Here is a 21607-nt window from a genome sequence, read left to right on the forward strand (position 1 = left end):
TTTCAGTAAATTTAATTAGCTAATTATTAATGTGTTATGAAAACCGTAAAACATCTACTCAGCACTAAATCAGCGAACATTTTTTCTGTTCCTGCAAACACATCCGTTCTAACAGCCCTTCAGGTCATGATGGAAAAGAACATCAGTGCCTTACTCATTCTGGAGGAGCGTAAGTTATTGGGAATATTTACGGAAAGGGATTATGCCAGAAAGATCATTCTTCAGGGAAAAGCTTCAGTGGACACTTTGTTGAGTGAAGTCATGACTGCCGAACCGATCACGGTATCACCGGAAGACAGCCTGGACCATTGCATGCAAACCATGACTGATAAACACATCCGTCACCTGCCTGTGATTCAGGAAAACCAGTTAATCGGGATGGTATCCATCGGTGATGTCGTTAAATTTATCATGGAAGATCAGAAACAAACCATCTCCCAGTTGGAGAGCTATATCAGCAGTTAAATAAAAAAGGCGGCCTTATTTTTAAACAAGGCCGCCTTTATGATCATTTCGATACGATTACCAGATTTTAACTCTCTTTTCTGGTGCCAGATATAAGGAATCTGTAGCTTTCACTTTGAAGGCAGTATAGAATTCAGGAATATTCCTAACCACGCCATTTACCCTGAATTTTGCAGGAGAATGCGGATCTGTACCTACCTGATTTCTCAATGCTTCTGCATTAGATTTATTCGACCATACTTGTCCCCAGCCAATAAACACACGTTGCTCACCGGTAAAACCGTCCATCACTGGAGCAGTTTTGCCATTCAGGCTTGCTTTATAGGCTTTTAAGGCAATGCTCAATCCACCCAGGTCACCGATGTTTTCACCAAGTGTAAATTCACCATTTACATTCAGGTCCGGGAACACTTTAAATGCACTGTATTGTGCCACTAAAGCATTCGTTCTTTTTTTGAACTCTGAATTGTCTTTTGCAGTCCACCAGTTACGCATTACTCCGTCTCCGTCAAAAGTACTGCCCTGATCATCAAAACCATGACCAACTTCATGACCAATTACAGCTCCGATACCACCATAATTTACAGCATCTTCTGCATTCATATCAAAGAAAGGAGGTTGTAAGATCGCAGCAGGGAATACAATTTCGTTCATTGTAGGGTTGTAATATGCATTCACCGTTTGAGGCGTCATTCCCCATTCTGTACGGTCAACAGGTTTACCCAATTTATTCAGTGTACGGTTATATTCAAATTCCGCAGCGCGTTTCTCATTGCCATAAAGGTCATGTTTAACCACTTTTAATGCAGAGTAATCTCTCCATTTATCAGGATATCCGATTTTAGGGGTGAACTTGCTGATTTTCTCTAAAGCTTGTTTTTTCGTTTCCGGGCTCATCCAGTCCAGCTCTTTAATGCTTGATTCATAAGCTTTCAATAGATTACCTACCAGTTTAAGCATGCGTTCTTTTGCTGCAGGTGGAAAATGTTTCTCCACATATAGTTTACCGACCATTTCACCCAGACTGCCATTCACCACATCTACTGCCCTGCGCCATTGCGGTTTTTGTTCTTTCACACCATAGAGTGTTTTAGAATAAAAATCAAAATTCTCCTGATCTACAGCTGTATTCAGTGCTGATGACGCTCCGGTTAAGGCGCTCCATTTCAGGTAGGTCTTCCAGGTATCTAATGGTGTGTTTTTCAGAATTGCATTCAACTCTTTAGTATAAGCAACCTGCGTTACCACCAAACTATCCTGGTTTTTAACGCCTGCTTCAGAAAGCAAAGTTGTCCAGTCAAAATCCGGCATCAATTTACCCAGGTCTTTGATGGCATATTTATTATATAAGCCAGTCATATTCCTGGTTTCTTCTTTCTTCATGTGTTTAGAAGCAATCAGTGTTTCCAGTGCCATAATCTGAGCAGCCTTCGCCTTCGCATCGGCCACACCGCCAAGAGTTAACATGCGCTCAATATGAACCTGATATTTAGCACGGATCTCTTTGGATTTTGCATCTGTCAATGAATAATATTCACGTTCAGGAAGCCCTAAACCACCTTGCCAGGTATACAGCATATATTTCTTGGGATCTTTAAAATCCTCAATAACACCTACATTAAAAGGAATAATATTTCCGATCTTATTTGCATAAGCAAAATATGCAGACAGGTCTTTTGCCGAAGCAATCGCATCAATTTTTTTAAACTCTGCAGCGATTGGTGCCAGTCCGATAGAATCACGAACCTTCATGTTCATATAAGCTTCATAGAAATCACCGATCTTCTGTTCATCAGATCCCTCAGCAGCGCTGCCTTTGGCTGCATTCTCGATAATTGCCTTGACATCTTCCTGAGCCTTATCGTTAACGATAGCACCTACGCCATAGGAAGCCTTATCCGAAGGGATCTTCGTATTTTTCATCCAGGTACCATTCACATACTCCGTAAAATTATTTCCCGGGGATGCTGTGGTATCCATATTTTTAAGGATGATTCCCGAGTGCAGCTCTTTATTAGTATCAGAGTTACTGCAAGCAGCGAGAAATAACATGGAACCTGCTACCATAGGAATTCCAATAGATTTTTTCATTTTTATCATAAAAAATATTTAGGTATGATTCAAATTTAACAAAAGATATGGAATGGGACCTAACGAGGGGTAAATTAACGCGTGGCGATGAAGATGTCTACGGTAGCATCTTCCGGATTTTGAGCGCCTGCACCATACACTTCAAAGTCGGCAGTATAGGCACGGGGGATTTCCTTATTCCAGATGGCTACCCAGGCATTATAGACCAGGCCCTGTAATAAATTTCCTTTCAGCCGATGCCTTTCATAAGGGCCTCCTTCTACGGTCAATCCCCGCATCCCTTCAGGAATATGATCCAGATGCTCAACCGCATATCCGATGATCGTGGTATAAGGCTGGGTATGATCGCCCTCATAGTCGGTATAAATACTATAGACCTCCTCTCCTGATTTATTGTCGATCTTTGCTCCGATATTTTCTGATCTGAACCTGTTCCAGAGCGCCGGAATATCGGTTGCCGCAGCTCCGTTTGCATTACATGTTCTAACTGAAATTCCCAGCACGTAGAAGGGATTAAGTGTTTCTTTTTCCATTTGATTTTTTTCAATTGATTATGGAAGCAAAATTATCCCTGGCTGCTGACAGCCCTATGTCAGGGGTCTGGATTTTTCTAAACAAATGGCAAAATATTCCGGAAGAGTCATTTTATGAGGTTCAAAATGTTCTTTAAGAATTTCCAGTTTTCTGATTCTATCCAGGCGGAAAGCCCTGTACTCTTGTCGCAACCGGCAAAAAGCGATCATGATCCAGTTTTCCTGTGTACTGTAGATGGCAAAAGGCTCCACCACTCTCGTGCTCAGCGCTGCCTGCTCAGCCTGATAATCCATTTTTAATAAATTGAAATTGGTTAACGCCAGTTGAATCGCCGACATACTATTGCTCGTGCTGCTGTTTTCAGGGTTATTTCTGATCGCAATCCTTTTAGAAAGCAGATCGGCCTTATCCTTTGTCTGATGAAGTAAAACTGCCTTTATCTTTGTGATGGCCTCCGTATATTCTCTTACAAACGAAGCATCTTTATTTCTGAGCACCAGTTGCTCGGCAGTAATCAATGCATTGGCCTGACTTTCCGTAAAACTAACCGGAGGAAGCCGGTAACCTTCTACCAAAGAATACCCCTTTCCCTCTTCCGCAAACACAGGAATCCCTGCCTCTTCCAGGGCTCTGATATCGCGATAGATGGTACGTATACTGACCTGAAATTTTTTCGCCAGTTCAGTCGCAGTCGACAGCCGCTTGCTTTGAAGTTGCGTTAATATTGCCGTAAGCCTGGACAATCTTCGGGTTTCAGTGCCGTCCATTTTATTTTTTTCAAAGTTTTATTCTCTTTTCAAAGATACATGCTATATCTGATTTCTGGAATCCCCTGTTTTTGCCATGAATTTTTCTGATAAAACGCAGGGCCTGTGTTAGGATTACTTTAAACTTCTGTTAAATATTTTACACTTAATGATGCGTTAATATGGATGCCTTAACTTCATGACAAACCAAAAATCTACAACTATGATCAGCACGAAAATTCTTTACAAAGCAGTTTTTAAAACAGATCAGATTGATGACAGTCATACTTTTCAGCCTCTGCCATTGCCTTCAGGAAGTTATCCATACCGCTTAAAGCTGGAAACAGAACCTGCTGTTGAAGCACCTCAGGCCATGGTATTTCATATGGTAGGTGATACCGGTGGATTCAAACAGCCAGACCTGCAAAAACAAATTGCCGGACAAATGGCTCAACAATATTTAAATGCAGTATGCCCGGAAGATCGCCCTTCCTTTTTATATCACCTGGGAGACATTGTTTATCATTATGGAGAAGCAGATCAGTATGAATCTCAATTCCTGGAGCCTTATGAAACCTATCCGGGGCCTATTTATGCCATTGCCGGAAATCATGATACAGATATCAACCCTGATTGCTGCGAACATTACGAAAGCCTGGAAGCTTTTTATGCAGCATTCTGCAATACCTGCCCTGCCACCATTCATTTCGCCAGCGGGCTTCAAAGAAAAAGTCAGGTTCAACCGAATGTATACTGGACCATGCAGGCTCCTTTAGCAACCATTATCGGTCTTCATACCAATGTTCCGAAATACGGATGCATTCAAAAAGAACAGAAAAGCTGGTTCATCAAAGAACTTAAAGAAGCGGCAAAACATAGCGCTGATAAAGCCATTATCGTATGTATGCACCATGCTCCTTATTCAGCAGATGTGAATCATGGTTCCAGTCAGCCAATGATAGAATTCCTGGAATCTGCTTTTGAAGAGGCAGGAGTTAAACCGGACATTATTTTTAGCGGACATGTACACAACTATCAGCGGTTCAGCAAACATTATGCGGATGGGAAAACAGTTCCTTTTATCGTTGCCGGAGCCGGAGGTTTTGATGAACTTCATGGATTGGCCGATCCTTACGAACCGAATTACCGTGCCGAAAGCGAGTTATTTGAGCAGGTTGAACTGGAAAACTATTGCGACAACAGACATGGTTTCCTAAAGATTGCCATTGAAAAAACACCTTTCAGTTTCGTCATCAAAGGAGAGTATTATACCCTTCCCGGAAAAGACAGTCAACATACCGATCAGGAAGCCAGCTTATTTGACCGTTTTACGGTTGACCTGACGGGGAGATAAAATCGTTCTCGGTCCTTGCGATGACAAGCGTTGCCGCTGCATTGCCAATGGTATTGGTGATGGAGCGCGCTTCATTCAGAAAACGCTCTACAGCGAAGATGAACACCAGTCCTTCAAAAGGAATCTGAGGAAGCAGTGCTACCGCAGAACTCAGGGCCACAAACCCAGCTCCGGGAACTCCTGAAGCCCCTTTAGACACCAACATCAGCACCAGGATAATCTCCAGATAGTCCGAAAACACAAGGTGGATATGGTACAATTGGGCTACAAAGATGATGCTCATCCCAAGGTATATGGAAGTTCCGATCAGGTTGAAGGAATATCCTGCAGAAAGGACAAAGCCCGTTACCGGTTTACTACAACCAAACTTATCCAGCTTATCGATCACCAAAGGAATAACAGATCTGGAAGAAGAAGTTCCGAAAACAATCAGGAGCTCATCGCGGATCAGTACCAGCAGCTGCCAGATGTTAAACCGGTATAAGTACAACATCAGGCCCAGGAAGCCAAATACAAAAATGATCACCGAAAGGTACATGACAGCAATCAGCTTGCCCATTGGCAGGATAGAATGTAAACCAAAGCTGGCCACGGTATAAGCCATACCGCTGAGTACAGCCAAAGGAGTTAACCTAAAGAAGAGCGTGATCAGCCTGAATACGCCATCCCGCACTTTATCCAGACCCTGGATAAAACGGTCTCTGGCGGGAAGTAAATGCAGCAACAGCCCAACAAGAATTGCCAGCACCAATACAATCAGTGCACTTTGTGAAAAGGCCTGCCCTCCTTCTTTAAGACTGTTGACATTCAATTCCGCATATTTTCCAACCTGTTCATGAAGGTTATCCGTATTGATCACTCCGGGCTTTAACCATACCGCCATCACAAGGCCAAAGACAATGGCAAGGGTACTGACCAGTTCAAACAGGACCACCGACTTTAAAATGATCCTTCCTAATTTCTTCAGGCTGGCAATCCCGGCAATTCCACTGGCAACGGTCAGAAAGATCACTGGTGCAGCAAACCATTCGGCAGCGGCAATAAAGTAAGCACTTACAAAATGTTGTTTAATGGAAAATGCAGGAAAGTAATGGCCCAGCGCCAATCCTAGAATCAACGCGATGAGCACCTGAAAAGCAAGGTTCGAAAATATCTGGGTCAAACGGCTGTACATGATCGATCTGCAATTTATGACTAATCTCTATAACATCGCTTATAAATTATAAGCTAACCACACCAAAGGCAAAAGCGGCAAACAACATCACCAGACAAGTAATGCTTGCCCATTTCAGGGTAAAACGCATGTGATCCGCAAAACTCACCCCAGCCAGACCAACGAGCAAATAAGTAGAAGGAACCAATGGACTCAGCAAATGTACCGGACCTCCAAATAAAGAAGCCCTTCCTACTTCTGCAACCGGAACTCCAAGATGTTCGGCTGTCTGACCAATAAGGGGCAAAATGCCAAAGTAAAAGGCATCATTGCTCATAAAAAAGGTGAGTGGAGGAGTGGCAAGTCCGGTGATGATTGGCAGATGTGTTCCCCAGGCTGCAGGGATTGCACTAATGAGCGTAGTTGCCATCGCATCCATCATTTTTGTTCCCGAAAGGATTCCTGTAAAGATCCCCGCAGCAAAAATCATTGCAGATACCGACAAAGCATTATCGGCATGTCTCCTCAGTTTATTGTGCTGATCTTCCAGTTTAGGATAATTGATCACAATAGCCAATGCAAAACCTATCATAAACAAAACCGCTAAAGGCAATATGTTCAGCACCATACAAATTAATAAGGTGCAAGTCAGCAAAAAATTAAACCACAATAACTTCGGGCGTTTCAGGCTTTGATCCCCATGGTCAGCAAATTGAGTATAGCCATTGTTATCGGCATCAAGGTTCAGGGCGTCAATACAAATCCCGGCAGCTTTCATTCTTCTCCGCTCCTGCATCCCAAAGATTCTGGCCATAAACAAGACCCAAAGACTGCCCACAATGATAGAAGGGATCACAGGAATGAACAGCTCTGCAGAGCTTAAATGCAGGGAGGTCATCGCCCTTGCCGTTGGTCCGCCCCAGGGCAAAACATTCATCACTCCCCCCGCACACATAATGATCGCCGTTAATTTCAGCGGGTTAATGCCCAGTTTTTTATATAGGGGGAGCATGGCAGAAACCACAATGAGATAGGTGGTTGCCCCATCACCGTCAAGAGAAACCAACAGCGTCAGGATTGCTGTACCTATAGTTACCTTCAAAGGGTCGCCTTTTACCACTTTTAAAATCTTGGAGACCAGGGGATCGAACAGCCCAACGTCGATCATAATACTGAAGTATACAATTCCAAAGATGAGCATCACCCCTGTTGGGGCTATCTTTTTGATGCCATCCATCATCATCGTTCCCAGCTCCATTCCAAATCCGCCAATCAGGCCAAAAAACACAGGAACAAGGATCAGGGCGGTAAGGGCATACATTTTTTTGCTCATAATTAAGAGCATAAAAGTGATAATCATTAAAAATCCCAGGAAAACTAACATATCGTTTATATTTAATTATGGTGAATATCAGGAAGGTTTAGTCCGGTTACCGGCCTCCCCGAAGGAGAGGGAAGCCGGTGAAACAAGGTAGATGCAGATCCGGACTTATTGTTTTTTAGAAAAGTCAAAGCTTTTACGGACGGATAACACTGCAAAATGTGAAGCGCCTAAGGTTTCAAACTGTGTCATCCAATAGGGTTCAATTTCCAGGGAAGGGCTGATTTTATAACCAACTCCTCCCCATAGCCGGAAACTGTCAAACGCTTCCTCTTTCTTCAGGTTCATCCTGATCTCTTCTTTAGCAATAAGCGACCATTTTGAACTTTCGGCATCCCCGAGCTTATAGGTTGCAGTAAGCATATGTCTGGCGCGGATGATAAAGCGGTCGGAGAACAGGAAACGCTCTTCAAAGCGAAAACGCTGGGACAGGTTAAAGTGTTCTGACAGCTTATGCGCAATGCTGACCTGTTGAAAAACGCGGTGTTCAGGCAAAGAAAACTTCTCTCCGGCAGCATTAAAAGGCATAATTTTGAGAAACATATAGCCCCCTCCAAATTGAACGGGAGCATTCTTTAGCTTATAATCGAGGTAAGTGTTGACCAGAAACAGGCGGGTATTGGTGATGTCGCCTTCATAAGCCCGGTACTGCGCTAAAGTGGTCAGCTGCCATTGACTGCTGAGTTTTGATTTAACACTGAGCATATAAAACTGATTGAACTTTCCGGGTTGTGCCCTGCCAATCAGAGTTGCGGTCATTAAAAATAAAAGGACAGCAATGCCTTTACATAATGTGTACTTCATGGTCTTATATCTGGTTAGGATTAGGTTGCTCAAAACCAAATATTAAGCTATAAAGAGGATAACGGAAATAAACTCAGTGAACGACACAAAAACCAGATCAACGACATTCAGCTTGCAGGATTTTGAGAATTGAAATGATAAGCTGAGGAAAACCATGCTTAAATATTAACTTTGATCATGATGCTGATCAATATTTTGGTGCTGCTGGTCATTTTGCGCTTGTCTTTTGAAAAGAGGATTATTGAATCTATTTTACGGAAGCAGTGGCAATTTTTATTAACCGTACAGCATGTGTTGTTCTGGTTGTGCTTTTCCTTTGTCACCGTCTATTTTTACACTTATTTTGTCGGATTCCCCAATAGCTTATTCCGTGCAGGAATAGCACTCCTGATCAATGCGGCAATTTATTACCTCGTCTTCAACTATTTTGTCCCTGCCTTTTATGTGACAAAAAAATATGCCTTATACATTTTCTACACCATGCTGGTGTTTGTGCTGGTCAGCTTATTGAGGATATTGACAGAACCCGGGATTGATGGTTTTTCATTTATTTTCATTTACACCAGCCAGGTGGTGGTGATCCTTACGGCAAGCCTGCTGGGCATCTCTAAACACAAATTTATCATTGAGAACGACATCAAGGCCCTGGAAATCGTAAAGAAAGAAGCAGACCTGAACCTGATTAAATCCAAAATCAACCCTCATTTTCTACTCAATACACTGAACAACATTTATGCTGCCGGAAACCATACTGAAGACCTGCAGTCGCAATCTGTGCTCAACCTGAGTCAGCTGCTCCAATATACCATTTATGAAACGGCACATCAGCGGATCAGCTTTGCCACAGAGCTTCAGATGATCAAATCCCTGACTGGCCTGTATCAATTGAAATACGACCATCAACTGGATATTCAGCTGGACTTACCTACCTCAGACTGGATAGAAGATGTGGAAATTCCTCCGACAGTATGTTTCACTCTATATGAAAATGCTTTAAAATATGCGGCAATAGGCCATGTTCCGGGAGCCTGGATTCGTGTCAATGCCAATCTTGATGACAAAGGACTTCATTTCAGCCTGATCAACAGCATTGCACATCCGGAACAAGTCAGGATCAACGACGATTATAAAGGCATAGGGATTGCTACAATCAGGCAATTACTAAACCTTGAATTTGGCCCGGAAAAGTATAGTTTAACAACTTCAATTGAAAAAGAGACCCATCTGGCAACCCTTATTATTCAGTTATGACTAAAATAAAAACAATTTGTGTTGATGATGAATTGCCATCCCTCAAGCTCCTGCAGGATTATTGCAGCAAAGTCCCGGAGATCGAGCTGTTAAGTACCTTTTCAAAACCGGCAGAAGCCATTGCTTTTTTAGAGAAAACAAAGCCAGACCTGTTATTACTGGACATCAGAATGCCTGAACTCAGCGGGATTGAATTGCTGGGAAAGCTAAATTATAAACCACTTTGCATTTTTATTACTGCCGACCCCGGTTATGCCGTTCAGGCTTATGAACTGGATGTGATCGATTACCTGATCAAGCCTGTTTCTTTTGAGCGTTTTCAAAAATCCGTGAATAAGGCACTAGACTATAAAAGGTTTACCAGCGTTAATGACACAGAAAATCAAATCATTATGTTTAAGGCTGATTATATGATTCAGAAAATGAAGCTGCAAGACATCTTATGGATAGAAGGTTTTGGGGAATACCTGAAAATTGTTGGCCGCTTTAAAACCTTTACTTTATTGCAGCGGATGAGTGATTTTATTGCTCAATATGGCTATTTAGGTTTTATTCAAATCCACAAGTCATATCTGGTTATTGCCCGGGATATCGAATCTTATTCTTCCAGTATGGCCAAATTAAAATCCGGACATGAGCTTCCGATTGGCAGGGTTTATAAGCAGAATGTCCAAATCACGGGTTAAACATCCTTATCTGGAAAAATTTATTTAACATTGATGCATTATAAAGCAATGCAGGTATATTCATCAGAACAGCTCGAAGATAAGGACCTACTGATTAAACTCAGGGAGGGCGATGAGCTTGCGTTCGTGAAAATATACAATCAATACCGCCATAAAATACATACTTATGCTTATCAGCTCAGCAAATCCACGGATGTTGCTGAAGAAATTGTTCAGGAGGTATTTATCCGGATCTGGCAAAAAAGGGAACAGATCAATGTTGGCCTCTCTTTTAACGGGTATATCAAGAAAATCACGCTCAACCATGTTTTAAATCACCTGAAGAAAATATCAAGAGAAAAATCCCTGCAGGAAGAAGTCTTCCAGCTGATTGAAGTCAGCCATAACCGCACTGAAGATGAGTTACTGGAAAAGGAACTCCGAAAAATCTATGCAGAGGCGATTACTCAGCTTCCGGCGCAAAAGAAACTCATCTATCAGATGAGCCGGACGGAAGAACTCAGTCATGAGGAGATTGCATTAAAATTAAACATTTCCAGAAATACCGTGAAGAACCATATGGTGGAAGCCAGCAGGTTTGTCCGCGAGTATGTCCGTAAAAACGGTGGAATTATCTGTTTCATCATGGCTTCTTCAAATTATTTTCATTCCAACTAGTCCCTCCCTGCATTACGATTGTATAGTATGTAGGAAAGGGTCAAGACCATGGAAGAAAAAGAAGAATTAAAACGGCTATATCAATTGTATTTGACAAACCAGTGTTCAGCAGCAGAACTGGAACGCTTCTTTGTGCTCATTAAAAACAGTAAGGAAGATGAAACCATTCTGGGACTGATGTCTGCCAGCTGGGATCAAACCGAGCACGTTCCTGAAACAGGTCTTATTCCAGATTTCCTTCCAGTAACAGCAAAAGAGATTAAACTTCCCCCAACCCGCAGGATTCGCTACGGCTTCTGGCCTGTTGCTGCAGCCGCAGCAATCCTGCTTATAATTACAGGGCTATTCTTTTTCAGAACAAACGTATGGGAAACCATCAACCCTGTTCATCAGGTAGAGATCCTTAGTGCACAGTCGGAAAGAAAACAATTGCAACTCTCGGACGGCACCCAGGTATGGCTTAGCCCAAACAGTAAGTTGACATATCCTGATCAATTCAGAGGAGAACAGCGTTTGGTTAGCCTGGATGGCGAAGCTTTTTTTGAAGTAGCACACGATGCCAGTCATCCTTTTATCATTCAAAGCGGACAGGTAAAGACCAAAGTATTGGGAACAAGCTTTAGTGTTTCGGCCTATGCCCAAAACCCCAATATCAACGTAACACTGGTGACCGGAAAAGTTGCTGTTGCCCTGAACAATATTAACGAGGTCATGATCACTGCCAATCAACGTGTAACGGTCAACAAAGCGGAAGGAAAAATCAGTAAAACAGATTATCCCCATGCTGGTGATTACTTAAACAGGCGATTGGGGCTTTTCGATTATAAAGGAAGTCCTTTAGCAGAAGTAGTTAAAGATCTGGAACTTCAATATCAAATTAAAATCCAGTTAAGCCCGGAACTGAACAACAGCATGTTTTATGGCAACCTGGACATGACAAAGACCATCACACAAACACTCAATAAATTAAGCACAGTAATGGAAGCCAACTGGAAAAAAGACGGAGGACAGTATGTAATCCTAAAATAAATGTCCGGGTTCTAGCGCTAGAATCCCGGACAAGTATCTGAATCAACTTAATAAATGCCCGAGCCTTGAGAACTATAGGGCAAATCAAAATCAATATTTAAACATAAAGTTATGAAAAAATACGGACCTAAAAGGTTCCTGGCATTTATTGCCCTTCTATTACTCATTTTGGTATTTGTCCAGGCAAGAACGTATGCCCAGGCCCCATTGGAGAAAAAAACAAGCATCAGCCTTAAAGATGAGCCCTTAAAAACAGCCTTAGATAAGATCAGTACCGCCAGCGGGGTTAAGTTCACCTATAACGAACAGGTTGCCAACAGTAAAGTAAAGCTGAGTGTCCAGGCTCAAAACAAGAGTTTGAATGAGATCCTGACTACTGCTTTCTCCAATCATCCTTTTAAATTTTCAGAACTGGATAACGAAATTTACATCCGTTATGATGCTGAAAAAGCAAAAAAGTCCATAGCCGACCCGGCGGCGAATCCGGCACTAAATCAAGAAAGACATACAATAGGTGGTACAATATCTTCTTCTAAAAATGGAGAAACGCTGATTGCTGCAACGATCAGACTAAGCGGAACCAAATTTGCGACCATGAGTAATGAGTATGGTTTCTACTCGCTCTCAGTTCCCAGTGGAAACTATGTGATGGAAATCAGTGCAGTCGGTTCTAAAACGCTAAAAAAATCAATAGAGCTGAATAAACCGATGACCATGAATATCGCTTTGGAAGATGATGCGAATGAGCTTGAGACGGTAACCATTAGTGCGGTAACTGCAAAAAGAAACCTGGACAACCCACAAATGGGAATGGAACGCCTGAACATCAGCGAAACAAAGAATATTCCTGTTGTACTTGGGGAACGGGATGTGATAAAAACACTACAGTTGCTGCCAGGGGTTAAATCTTCAGGAGATGGTACCGGTGGTCTTTTTGTTCGTGGAGGAAGTGCAGATCAGAATATGATCCTTCTGGATGAGGCCCCTGTTTATAACGCCTCTCACCTGCTTGGTTTCTTTTCGACCTTTAACTCAGATGCCATTAAAAATGTAACCCTCTATAAAAGTGGAATGCCCGCTCAGTATGGAGGAGGTTTATCTTCTGTGATGGATGTGAGAATGAATGATGGAAACAATCAAAAATTTGGTGTTAGCGGAGGTGTAGGCCTGATCGCTGCACGTATCAATGTAGAGGGTCCGATACAAAAAGAAAAGTCTTCTTTCCTGATCTCTGCAAGGAGAACTTATCTGGATGCTTTCCTAAAACTGTCTTCTGATTCTACAGTAAAAGATGCAAAGTTGTATTTCTATGATGTTAATGCCAAGGCAAACTACATTCTGGGAAATAAAGACCGCTTATTCGTCTCTGCCTATTTAGGGCGTGATGTATTGGGTGCGGATAAGGTAAATGGAATAGATTGGGGCAATATCACTTCGACAGTCCGCTGGAATCATATTTTTAACAGCAAACTTTTCTCCAATACCTCCATCATCTATAGCAATTACAATTATGAGGTCAAGACCGACCAGGACGAGAGTTCGCTTTCTTTATTTTCACAGATTAAAGACTGGAACTTCAAGCAGGACTTTCAGTGGTACATCAACAATAAAAACACTTTAAGTTTTGGTCTGAATGCAATATACCATACCATAAAACCGGGAGAGGTCCGCGCATCCGGAAATTCAGGGATGATTTCACAAGACCTGCAAAACAGGTTCTCTCTGGAAAATTCGATATATGCCAGCAACACCTGGAAGGCCAGCGATGCATTTAGCCTTACTTACGGTCTTCGGTTATCAGCCTTCAGTATCCTCGGAAAAGGTGAGTACTACACAATCAATGAGGCGGGCGCAGTTACTGGTCAAACGAGTTACAAAAAGGGAGAAATCGTAAAAACATATTTGAACCTGGAGCCCCGGCTTGCTGCAGCCCTTCAGCTGAACGAGTCAACAGCGATTAAAGCTTCTTATGTCCGTAATGCACAAAACCTTCACTTAATTTCCAACTCAAATGCTTCTTCTCCTTTAGACAGGTGGGTAGCCAGTACAAACATCATCAAACCGGAAACAAGCGATCAGGTTTCATTAGGCTATTATAAAGATTTTGCCCAAAATGCTTATGAGTTTACTGTTGAGGCCTATTATAAAGACCTTAAAAACCAGATTGATTACCGCAACGGAGCCAATATCTATACCAACAAGCCGATAGAAACCCAATTGCTTTTTGGTAAAGGCCGTGCCTATGGAATAGAGTGGCTGATTAAAAAGAAAACAGGAAAGTTCACCGGATGGATCGCTTATACCCTTTCTAAATCAGAAAGACAGGTAGATGGGATCAATAATAACGAATGGTACAATACCAGACAGGACAGAACCCATGATATCTCCATCGTGACGATGTATCAGCTCAATAAAAAATGGTCTTTATCTGCCAACTGGGTTTTTGCTACAGGAAATGCGGTTACCTATCCCAATGCGAAATACAACTTACTGGGAGAAAGTTATTACTATTATTCCAGCAGGAATGCAGAGCGGATGCCGGCTTACCACAGGTTAGACCTTGGTGCTACACGTACCCTGAAAAAGACGAAAAAGTTCTCTTCTGAGCTAAACTTTAGTTTGTTCAATGCTTATGGAAGATCAAATGCATATAGAATCAATTTCAGGGAAAATGAAAATGACCCTACCAAAACTGAAGCAGTGAAAACCACTTTATTCAGGTTTGTTCCTTCAGTTTCTTATGATTTCAAGTTTTAAACCTACTATTCAAAATATACAGATGAAAACATCATCCGCATCCCCCCTGCAAACAGTAATTAATATGAAAAATATACCGAAATTATTGCTTTTGACACTTTTCTCTACCTTGTTTTGCTCTTGTGAAAAAGTGATAGAATTAGACCGTGCCGACAATGAAGTAAAATATGTGATCGAGGGAACGATTACCAATGAACCTGGTGTTTGTTCGGTCCTGCTAAGTAAAACAAAAAACTTTAAAGACGACAATCAGTTTATCGGAGTTAGCGGAGCGGTTGTTAAAATAGAAAACAATGGTGTGGCAGTGATACTTCCGGAAAGCAGCCCCGGTGTTTACAAGGTCAATACCATTAATGGAACTCCGGGTCAGACTTATCTGATGACCGTTACTGTTGATGGAAAAACATTTACAGCTTCCAGCACCATGCCTGAAAATGTCCCTTTTGATGATTTCTATATGAAGGCATCGGATTTCGGCAAAAAACGGACAACTGCCTATGTAAAATATAAAGACCCGCTGGAACCTCAGAACTACTATTGGTTTCAGTTGTTTGTCAATGATAAAAAACAAAGGAATTTTTCGTTGATGAACGATGAATTTACGCCTGGTCAGGAAGTAAACACGACGGTAAGTTTTCAGAATGAAACCGATGATTTGTCAAGGGATTTTAAAAAAGGAGACAAATTAACAGCAGAAATGCACAGTATTGATGCTTCTGCTTATCTTTACCTTCACAGTTTAGGCAATGCCGAAGGCTCTGATAATGGAGCTTCGCCAGCCAACCCGATAAGTAACATAAACGGTGGTGCTCTTGGTTTTTTCAGTGCTCACACCGTTCAAAAAAGAACTTTAGTGATTCCGTAAAAATGAATGAGTTATTAGACAAAAACCTGAGCATAGTTTCCCTCTTTGGATTTGTTATCCTACTTACTTTAGTAGAAATGTACTTCAGCTACGCCCATGATAAAAAAGTTTATCATGGGCGTGATACCTGGACCAACGTATACCTGATGACTGCCGCTTTTGTGATCAACCTGACCATGAAAACCGGCACCTTTTTTCTACTCGATTATTTTTACCACGAGTACCGTTTTTTTGAAATCTCCAATTTATTCCTTTACTGGACCGTATTGATCCTTGCACAGGACTTCCTGTATTGGGTACTCCATGCCACCGGACATTATGTGCGTCTGTTCTGGGCAATGCATGTGACACACCATTCCTCAGAGTACTTTAACCTGACCACAGGCTTCCGTTCGACTGTATTTGAACCATTATACCGGGTATTCTTTTACCTCCCGCTGGCATTAATGGGCTTCAATGCTTACGATATCCTTTTTGCCTATCTGATTACACAGATCTATGGAAACCTGGTACATACCCAGGCAGTTGGAAAACTACATCCGATTATTGAATATATTTTAGTAACCCCATCTCATCACCGGGTACACCATGCCAGTAATGTCCGTTATCTGGATAAAAATATGGGTATGGTGCTGATCCTTTGGGACCGGATGTTTGGTACTTTTCAGGAGGAGATTCCGGGAGAAGAAATCAAATACGGTTTGACCAGTCAGCCGGAACCGGGAGCAGTGAACATTATTTTTCATGAACTGGTTGCCCTTTCCAGTGATGTTAAAAAAGCACCGGGATGGAAAAACAAGATCAAATATATCCTGTATCCTCCGGGATGGAGCCACAATGGAAGCAGTAAAACCTCCAAGAGCCTGCAAAAAGAACTGGTTGATCAATCCTGACCCGGAGCTGAATAATCTTCCGGTTTTATTGATCAATTTTGGATATCAAATGAGATAAGTACAAAATCATGAAGAAACTGAGGAAGATCGTAGCCGACATCCAAAACTTAACAGATCCGGATCAGTTGCAGTCCTTACTGTGGCAGCTGATCTGTTACTCACCAAAGATACCCAGCCGCCTTCATCAGCAAAAATTGCTGGATGAATCGGAAATTATCCCCTTAAAGGTATACGACCAATATTTTAGCAAGTCTGATTTGAACGTTAATTGCTTTAAATGGGGAAATGGGTCTGTTAAAATACTCCTTTGTCATGGCTGGGGCTCTAAAGGAAGTGATTTTTCTGAAATCATTTCCATGCTGAGAACAAACGAAAACTTCGAGATCTGGTCTTTTGATGCTCCCGGAAACGGAAGCTCTGAGGGGGAGATCAGCAATCTTTTCCTTTATGCTGCATCCATTAAACAACTTTTTGAACATATAGGAACAACGCCGGAGGTGATGATCGGTCATTCTCTGGGCGGAATGGCTAATGCTTTGGCTTTACAACAAATAAAAAGTTATCCGCAACTACTGATCAGCATCGCCCCATTGGTCAACTTAAAGGACAACTTTATTGCTTCTATGAACTCAGTAAATACGGCCAATGAAGCACAAACACTATTCTTTGAAGATTTTGAACGATTGTTTGATCAAAAAACTGAAGACTTTTTGTTGAATAAGATCTACGACTTTTCAGACCAATTGAAACACCTGCTGCTATACGATACAAATGACCTTGTCTCTCCAAGCAGTGATATAGAAGGATTTTTAAAGGAGAACCCGGAGATAAGAGCGGCTGCATATCAGGACACCAGTCATTCGAAATTGTTAACTGACCACAGGGTCTTACAGGAAATAGACCTGTTTATCCAACAGGAGTTATCTTCCGGAAAGTAGGCCTGAGTATCTTTTCTAAAAGATATTCAGCTACTATTTTTTTATCTCACCTTAATTTCAGCGGCTGTTTCCTGGCTTCTTAAAGTTCATAAATCGTCATCTAACTGATGACTATCAAGGTTAAGCATGACCGATATCACTTATCCCCCTGAGATTTATCCAGAAATTTACGGTAGCAATTAAAACCGGGAAAGCATGAAAACAATAGATGATCTTCAACTGGAAAATGAACTACAGGAACTGTACCTCGTCACCAAATACTGGATTTCAGGACTTGAATTTTGTAAAGGAGAACTGAGCTTCTTCAGGAAGTTATCTTCCGGTTACATCAGTAATATCAAAGGAAAAATAGGCAACCTTCATTTGCTGCTTCAAAAAACAGAAATTCTGGAACAGAGGATTAAAGAAGTATCCGTAAATATCCATGCCCATCTTAAATTTCTGGAACCATTGGTACTCGGTTCAACTCAAAATATCACTATCTTGCTACTCAATAAGCATTTGAACATGGAAAAGGAGATCAACACCTTGTTTGAGGACTTCCAATCTGTAAAGCAAGGTATTTTAGGTCCTTCGGATCCATTAATTTTTACCCAAGCCCATTAAGCAAATGAATTCTCCGACTTATCTGACTGCTGCACAAGCAGTCCAGGCTATAAAATCAGGCGACCGTGTGTTTATCCATGGTAGTGCCGCAACTCCCGTTCATTTGGTAAAAGCCTTACAGGCAAGACATCATGAGTTAAAAAACGTTGAAATCACCAGCATCACCACACTTGGGGATATTGATTTCAACGCGGCTCCATATCGGGAAAGTTTTTTCTTCAACTCCTTGTTTGTTTCGGCAAATACCCGCGCAGTAGCCAATAGTCTTTACGGAGATTATGTCCCTGTTTTTCTGAGTCAGATTCCAAAACTATTTAAGGAAGGTTTTCTTCCTCTTGATGTGGCCATGATTCAAGTATCGGAACCCGATGTGCACGGATATTGTTCTTTAGGTACCTCTGTTGACATTGCGAGGGCTGCCGTAGACACTGCAAAACACATCATCGCCCAGGTGAATCCAAAAGTACCCAGAACTCATGGGGATGGTTTTGTCCACATCAGTAAATTCCAGTCACTGGTATGGCATGAAGAGGAATTACCGGAAGTAGATTATGGTTCAAAAACCAGTGAGGCCATGGTGACCATTGGTGCAAATATTGCCGATCTCGTTGAAGATGGTGCGACCTTACAATTAGGTATTGGCGGGATCCCTGATCAGGTATTGAAAAATCTGAGCGGCCATAAAAATCTCGGCTTACATACAGAAATGCTTTCCGATGGGGTGATCCCCTTGATTCAAAGCGGGGTGATCAACAACAGCCTGAAAAGAATAAACCGGGGTAAATCCATCACTTCCTTTATGATCGGAACAAGAAAGCTTTATGACTTTGTGGATGATAACCCCAGCATCAGGGTGATGGACATTTCCTATGCAAACGACACGAGTATCATCCGTCAGAATCCTAAGGTAACGGCAATCAACTCAGCAATTGAACTCGACTTAACCGGACAGGTATGTGCAGATTCTATGGGTACTTATCAATATTCAGGAATAGGCGGGCAAATGGATTTCATCCATGGTGCTTCACTTTCTGAGGGCGGTAAGCCGATCATCGCGCTCCCTTCAGTTACCTCAAAAGGAATCTCCAGGATCGTTCCCTTTTTGAAAGAAGGCGCAGGGGTCGTTACCACAAGAGGGCACGTCCATTGGGTCGTAACGGAGTATGGCAAAGTGAACCTGTTTGGGCAGAGTTTAAAGCAAAGAGCAAGGGCATTGATCAGTCTTGCACATCCCATGCACCGGGAAGCACTTGACCGGGCATTTCACGATCGTTTCAATCACTAAACCCTCATTTACACCTTGTTATATGAAGCAAAAAAATACCTAATATTAGGTATTTTTTTGCTTCATATTTAGAAATACATTTGATACAAGCTATACATAAATATAGTTATTTAGGGGAGATTAATAAGGATAGGCCGGGGGGGATCTTCCGGCTTATTTTTTTAAGCCTGCCTTAAGCTCCCTGATTTTATGGAGAAATTCTTCCCTGATCTCCTGATGAATGATTCCTTCATTTTCATCAAAATTCTGATTAAAAGAAGGAAGGGAAAAGGTATCCAGAATGTTGGCGCTACATTTCGGAAAATAAGCCTTAGCAGAATTCATCACATTGCCTCCACCAAAACCCCCGGGGGAAGTGCTCATCAATAACATTGGCTTATTCTGAAAAAACTTTCCATTGATACGCGAACACCAGTCCATTACATTCTTAAAAGCGGTTGTATAACTATTGTTATGTTCTGCCAGGGACAGGATGATCAGATCGGCTGACTCGATGAGTTCCAACAACTGATGGGCTTTATGAGGGTAGCCTTCCTCACGTTCTCTATCCGCAGAAAAAAGAGGCATCTCGAAATCGTTTAAATCTAAAAGCGTGATCTTCTCTTCCTGAAAATGGGAAAGCGTATGAATAACGAGTTTCCTGTTGATTGATCTGCTGCTGTTACTACCGGCAAAAGCCAAAATTTTCATGTGTATCGTTTTTTTGTTTAGAAAAGGACATCCTGCAAATCTGCATTCTTATCAAAAACACTTTTAGCAAATGGACATAAAGGAAGAATTTTCACTTTGTTTTCTCTGGCGTAGCGAACAGCTTCCAATACCAATGCCTTCCCTACTCCCTTACCAGAGAATTCGGGATTCACTTCTGTATGGTCAATAATTATTTTCCCGGGGCCAGCCCAGACATAGGTCATCATTCCGGCTTCTTTATCGTTTTCCAGGGCTTTGAAAAAGCCTTTTTTTTCGTCATTAACTTGTTCGATGTTCATAGGTGTCATTTAGTGGTAAGGTAACAATAAATCTCCGCCTTCTGAAGCAGAAAGCACATTTTAGCCCTAAATACAAAAGCCTGGCGCTCTTTCGGGGCCAGGCTTTTTGCTTGCATTTTATACTGTTAAAGGCTGATCTTATTCAGCTGCTCATTGATAAAATCAATTTCATCTCTTTTAAAAGTGATTTCCATTGCTTTGGCATTGTCTATCGCCTGACTGGCATTTCTTGCACCTGCCAACACGATGGTAATCCCAGGCTGAAGTGTTGTCCAGCGCAAAACCAATTGAGATAAAGAAGCATTTTTCTCATCTGCAATTGGCTGAATGGCAGCCAAAAACCCTTTTACCTTCTCTGCATCAAATTGCCCAAAATACCCGTTCCGGTGATCATTGGCCTTTAAGGTAGCATCTTTGAAATACTTTCCGGTCAGCAAACCTCTTTCCAACGGGCTGTAAGCAATGATCGCAATCTCATTGTCTATTGCATAAGGAATGATATCGTCTGCAATTCCCCTGTTGAGCATACTATAAGCCAATTGATTGGAAGACAAAGCAGTCGTTTCATTAGCCGTTTTCATTTGATCCAGATTGTAATTACTCACCCCTGCTGCCCTGATCTTACCTTGCCCGATCAGGATTTCCAATGCCTCCATAGTTTCTTCTATCGGAGTGCTGGCATCAGGCCAGTGCAGTTGCAATAAGTCGATGTAATCTGTACCCAGACGTTTTAAACTTTCTTCGAGCTCCTTGATCACATTCTCTTTAGCTGCATATTTATAAATGGGCAAGGTTTTTCCATTATCTTCTGCATCAAAGAAATGTTCTCCTTTGCCATGGTTACTCCCGTCCCAGACCAGACCAAACTTATTTAAGATCTGAATTTTACTTCTGTCTTTTCCTTTAATTGCTTCGCCAATCAATTCTTCACTTAAGCCAAAACCATAGAATGGTGCAGTATCGATGGTACTGATCCCATGGTCTAAGGATGCATGAATGGCATCTATTGAATTTTGCTTCTCATTTCCACCCCACATCGTTCCGCCAATCGCAAAAGCACCATAAGTGATCGTCGATAATTCCAGGTCTGATTTACCTAATTTTCTATATTCCATTTCTTTAT

At 41.8% G+C, this 21607-nt stretch carries 21 protein-coding genes; 12 read left to right on the plus strand and 9 right to left on the minus strand.

Going from position 1 to position 21607, the window contains the following annotated elements:
• The first annotated feature begins 36 nt into the window (after positions 1-36).
• A complete protein-coding gene (locus BUC20_RS31090) occupies positions 37-465 on the plus strand; it encodes a CBS domain-containing protein (RefSeq protein ID WP_073237979.1) in 429 nt (142 codons plus the stop codon).
• Between the two features lie 57 nt (positions 466-522).
• Here BUC20_RS31090 and BUC20_RS31095 read toward each other — a convergent pair whose 3' ends face one another.
• The 3 genes from BUC20_RS31095 to BUC20_RS31105 all read right to left on the minus strand — a co-directional run bounded on the left by BUC20_RS31095 (position 523) and on the right by BUC20_RS31105 (position 3857).
• On the minus strand, positions 523-2556 hold the full coding sequence (locus tag BUC20_RS31095; protein ID WP_073238406.1) for a M13 family metallopeptidase: 2034 nt from the start codon (positions 2554-2556) through the stop codon (positions 523-525).
• Positions 2557-2630: 74 nt separating this feature from the next.
• Positions 2631-3089, minus strand: coding sequence for a GyrI-like domain-containing protein (locus BUC20_RS31100; RefSeq protein WP_073237982.1), 459 nt, complete (start codon positions 3087-3089; stop codon positions 2631-2633).
• A gap of 54 nt (positions 3090-3143) precedes the next feature.
• Complete coding sequence (locus BUC20_RS31105; protein WP_073237987.1) at positions 3144-3857, minus strand: helix-turn-helix transcriptional regulator; 714 nt, start codon at positions 3855-3857, stop codon at positions 3144-3146.
• A gap of 202 nt (positions 3858-4059) precedes the next feature.
• Between BUC20_RS31105 and BUC20_RS31110 the strand changes: the two genes are divergently transcribed.
• Positions 4060-5190 (plus strand): metallophosphoesterase family protein, encoded by a 1131-nt coding sequence (locus BUC20_RS31110; RefSeq protein ID WP_073238409.1) that lies wholly within the window; start codon positions 4060-4062, stop codon positions 5188-5190.
• Here BUC20_RS31110 and BUC20_RS31115 read toward each other — a convergent pair.
• The 3 genes from BUC20_RS31115 to BUC20_RS31125 all read right to left on the minus strand — a co-directional run bounded on the left by BUC20_RS31115 (position 5165) and on the right by BUC20_RS31125 (position 8528).
• The gene (locus BUC20_RS31115) at positions 5165-6364 is read right to left on the minus strand and encodes a cation:dicarboxylate symporter family transporter (protein WP_073237989.1); all 1200 of its coding nucleotides are present in this window, start codon (positions 6362-6364) and stop codon (positions 5165-5167) included. The genes BUC20_RS31110 and BUC20_RS31115 overlap by 26 nt on opposite strands.
• Positions 6365-6410: 46 nt before the next feature.
• A complete protein-coding gene (locus BUC20_RS31120) occupies positions 6411-7727 on the minus strand; it encodes a CitMHS family transporter (protein ID WP_073237992.1) in 1317 nt (438 codons plus the stop codon).
• A gap of 105 nt (positions 7728-7832) precedes the next feature.
• Positions 7833-8528 carry a DUF2490 domain-containing protein gene (locus BUC20_RS31125; RefSeq protein WP_073237995.1) on the minus strand — a complete coding sequence of 232 codons (696 nt, stop codon included), beginning with the start codon at positions 8526-8528 and terminating at the stop codon, positions 7833-7835.
• A 177-nt stretch (positions 8529-8705) separates the two neighbouring features.
• On the opposite strand from BUC20_RS31125, the gene BUC20_RS31130 reads away from it, so the two are divergent.
• The 10 genes from BUC20_RS31130 (at position 8706) to BUC20_RS31175 (ending at position 19495) form a co-directional block, all read left to right on the plus strand.
• Positions 8706-9779 carry a sensor histidine kinase gene (locus BUC20_RS31130; RefSeq protein WP_073237998.1) on the plus strand — a complete coding sequence of 358 codons (1074 nt, stop codon included), beginning with the start codon at positions 8706-8708 and terminating at the stop codon, positions 9777-9779.
• Positions 9776-10465, plus strand: a complete 690-nt coding sequence (locus BUC20_RS31135) for a LytR/AlgR family response regulator transcription factor (RefSeq protein ID WP_073238001.1) — start codon at positions 9776-9778, stop codon at positions 10463-10465. Before BUC20_RS31130 ends, BUC20_RS31135 begins: the two co-directional genes overlap by 4 nt.
• Before the next feature lie 33 nt (positions 10466-10498).
• On the plus strand, positions 10499-11122 hold the full coding sequence (locus tag BUC20_RS31140; RefSeq protein ID WP_084529448.1) for an RNA polymerase sigma factor: 624 nt from the start codon (positions 10499-10501) through the stop codon (positions 11120-11122).
• Between the two features lie 48 nt (positions 11123-11170).
• On the plus strand, positions 11171-12151 hold the full coding sequence (locus BUC20_RS31145) for a FecR family protein (RefSeq protein WP_073238004.1): 981 nt from the start codon (positions 11171-11173) through the stop codon (positions 12149-12151).
• Positions 12152-12262: 111 nt separating this feature from the next.
• Positions 12263-14908: a TonB-dependent receptor gene (locus tag BUC20_RS31150; RefSeq protein WP_084529450.1), complete on the plus strand. Its 2646-nt coding sequence runs from the start codon at positions 12263-12265 to the stop codon at positions 14906-14908.
• 64 nt (positions 14909-14972) lie between these two features.
• Complete coding sequence (locus tag BUC20_RS31155; RefSeq protein ID WP_073238416.1) at positions 14973-15773, plus strand: DUF4249 domain-containing protein; 801 nt, start codon at positions 14973-14975, stop codon at positions 15771-15773.
• Between the two features lie 2 nt (positions 15774-15775).
• Positions 15776-16666 carry a sterol desaturase family protein gene (locus tag BUC20_RS31160; protein ID WP_073238007.1) on the plus strand — a complete coding sequence of 297 codons (891 nt, stop codon included), beginning with the start codon at positions 15776-15778 and terminating at the stop codon, positions 16664-16666.
• 68 nt (positions 16667-16734) lie between these two features.
• Positions 16735-17604, plus strand: coding sequence for an alpha/beta fold hydrolase (locus tag BUC20_RS31165; RefSeq protein ID WP_073238010.1), 870 nt, complete (start codon positions 16735-16737; stop codon positions 17602-17604).
• Positions 17605-17799: 195 nt separating this feature from the next.
• Positions 17800-18210, plus strand: a complete 411-nt coding sequence (locus BUC20_RS31170) for a hypothetical protein (RefSeq protein WP_073238013.1) — start codon at positions 17800-17802, stop codon at positions 18208-18210.
• Positions 18211-18214: 4 nt separating this feature from the next.
• Positions 18215-19495 (plus strand): acetyl-CoA hydrolase/transferase family protein, encoded by a 1281-nt coding sequence (locus tag BUC20_RS31175; RefSeq protein WP_073238016.1) that lies wholly within the window; start codon positions 18215-18217, stop codon positions 19493-19495.
• Between the two features lie 153 nt (positions 19496-19648).
• On the opposite strand, the gene BUC20_RS31180 is transcribed toward BUC20_RS31175, so the two are convergent.
• The 3 genes from BUC20_RS31180 to BUC20_RS31190 form a co-directional block, all read right to left on the minus strand.
• On the minus strand, positions 19649-20185 hold the full coding sequence (locus BUC20_RS31180; protein ID WP_073238018.1) for an NADPH-dependent FMN reductase: 537 nt from the start codon (positions 20183-20185) through the stop codon (positions 19649-19651).
• A 17-nt stretch (positions 20186-20202) separates the two neighbouring features.
• Positions 20203-20484 carry a GNAT family N-acetyltransferase gene (locus tag BUC20_RS31185; protein WP_073238419.1) on the minus strand — a complete coding sequence of 94 codons (282 nt, stop codon included), beginning with the start codon at positions 20482-20484 and terminating at the stop codon, positions 20203-20205.
• 125 nt (positions 20485-20609) lie between these two features.
• Positions 20610-21599, minus strand: coding sequence for an aldo/keto reductase (locus BUC20_RS31190; RefSeq protein WP_073238020.1), 990 nt, complete (start codon positions 21597-21599; stop codon positions 20610-20612).
• Positions 21600-21607 lie beyond the last annotated feature (8 nt).

The organism is Pedobacter caeni (assembly GCF_900129215.1).
Taxonomy (GTDB): Bacteria; Bacteroidota; Bacteroidia; order Sphingobacteriales; family Sphingobacteriaceae; genus Pedobacter; species Pedobacter caeni.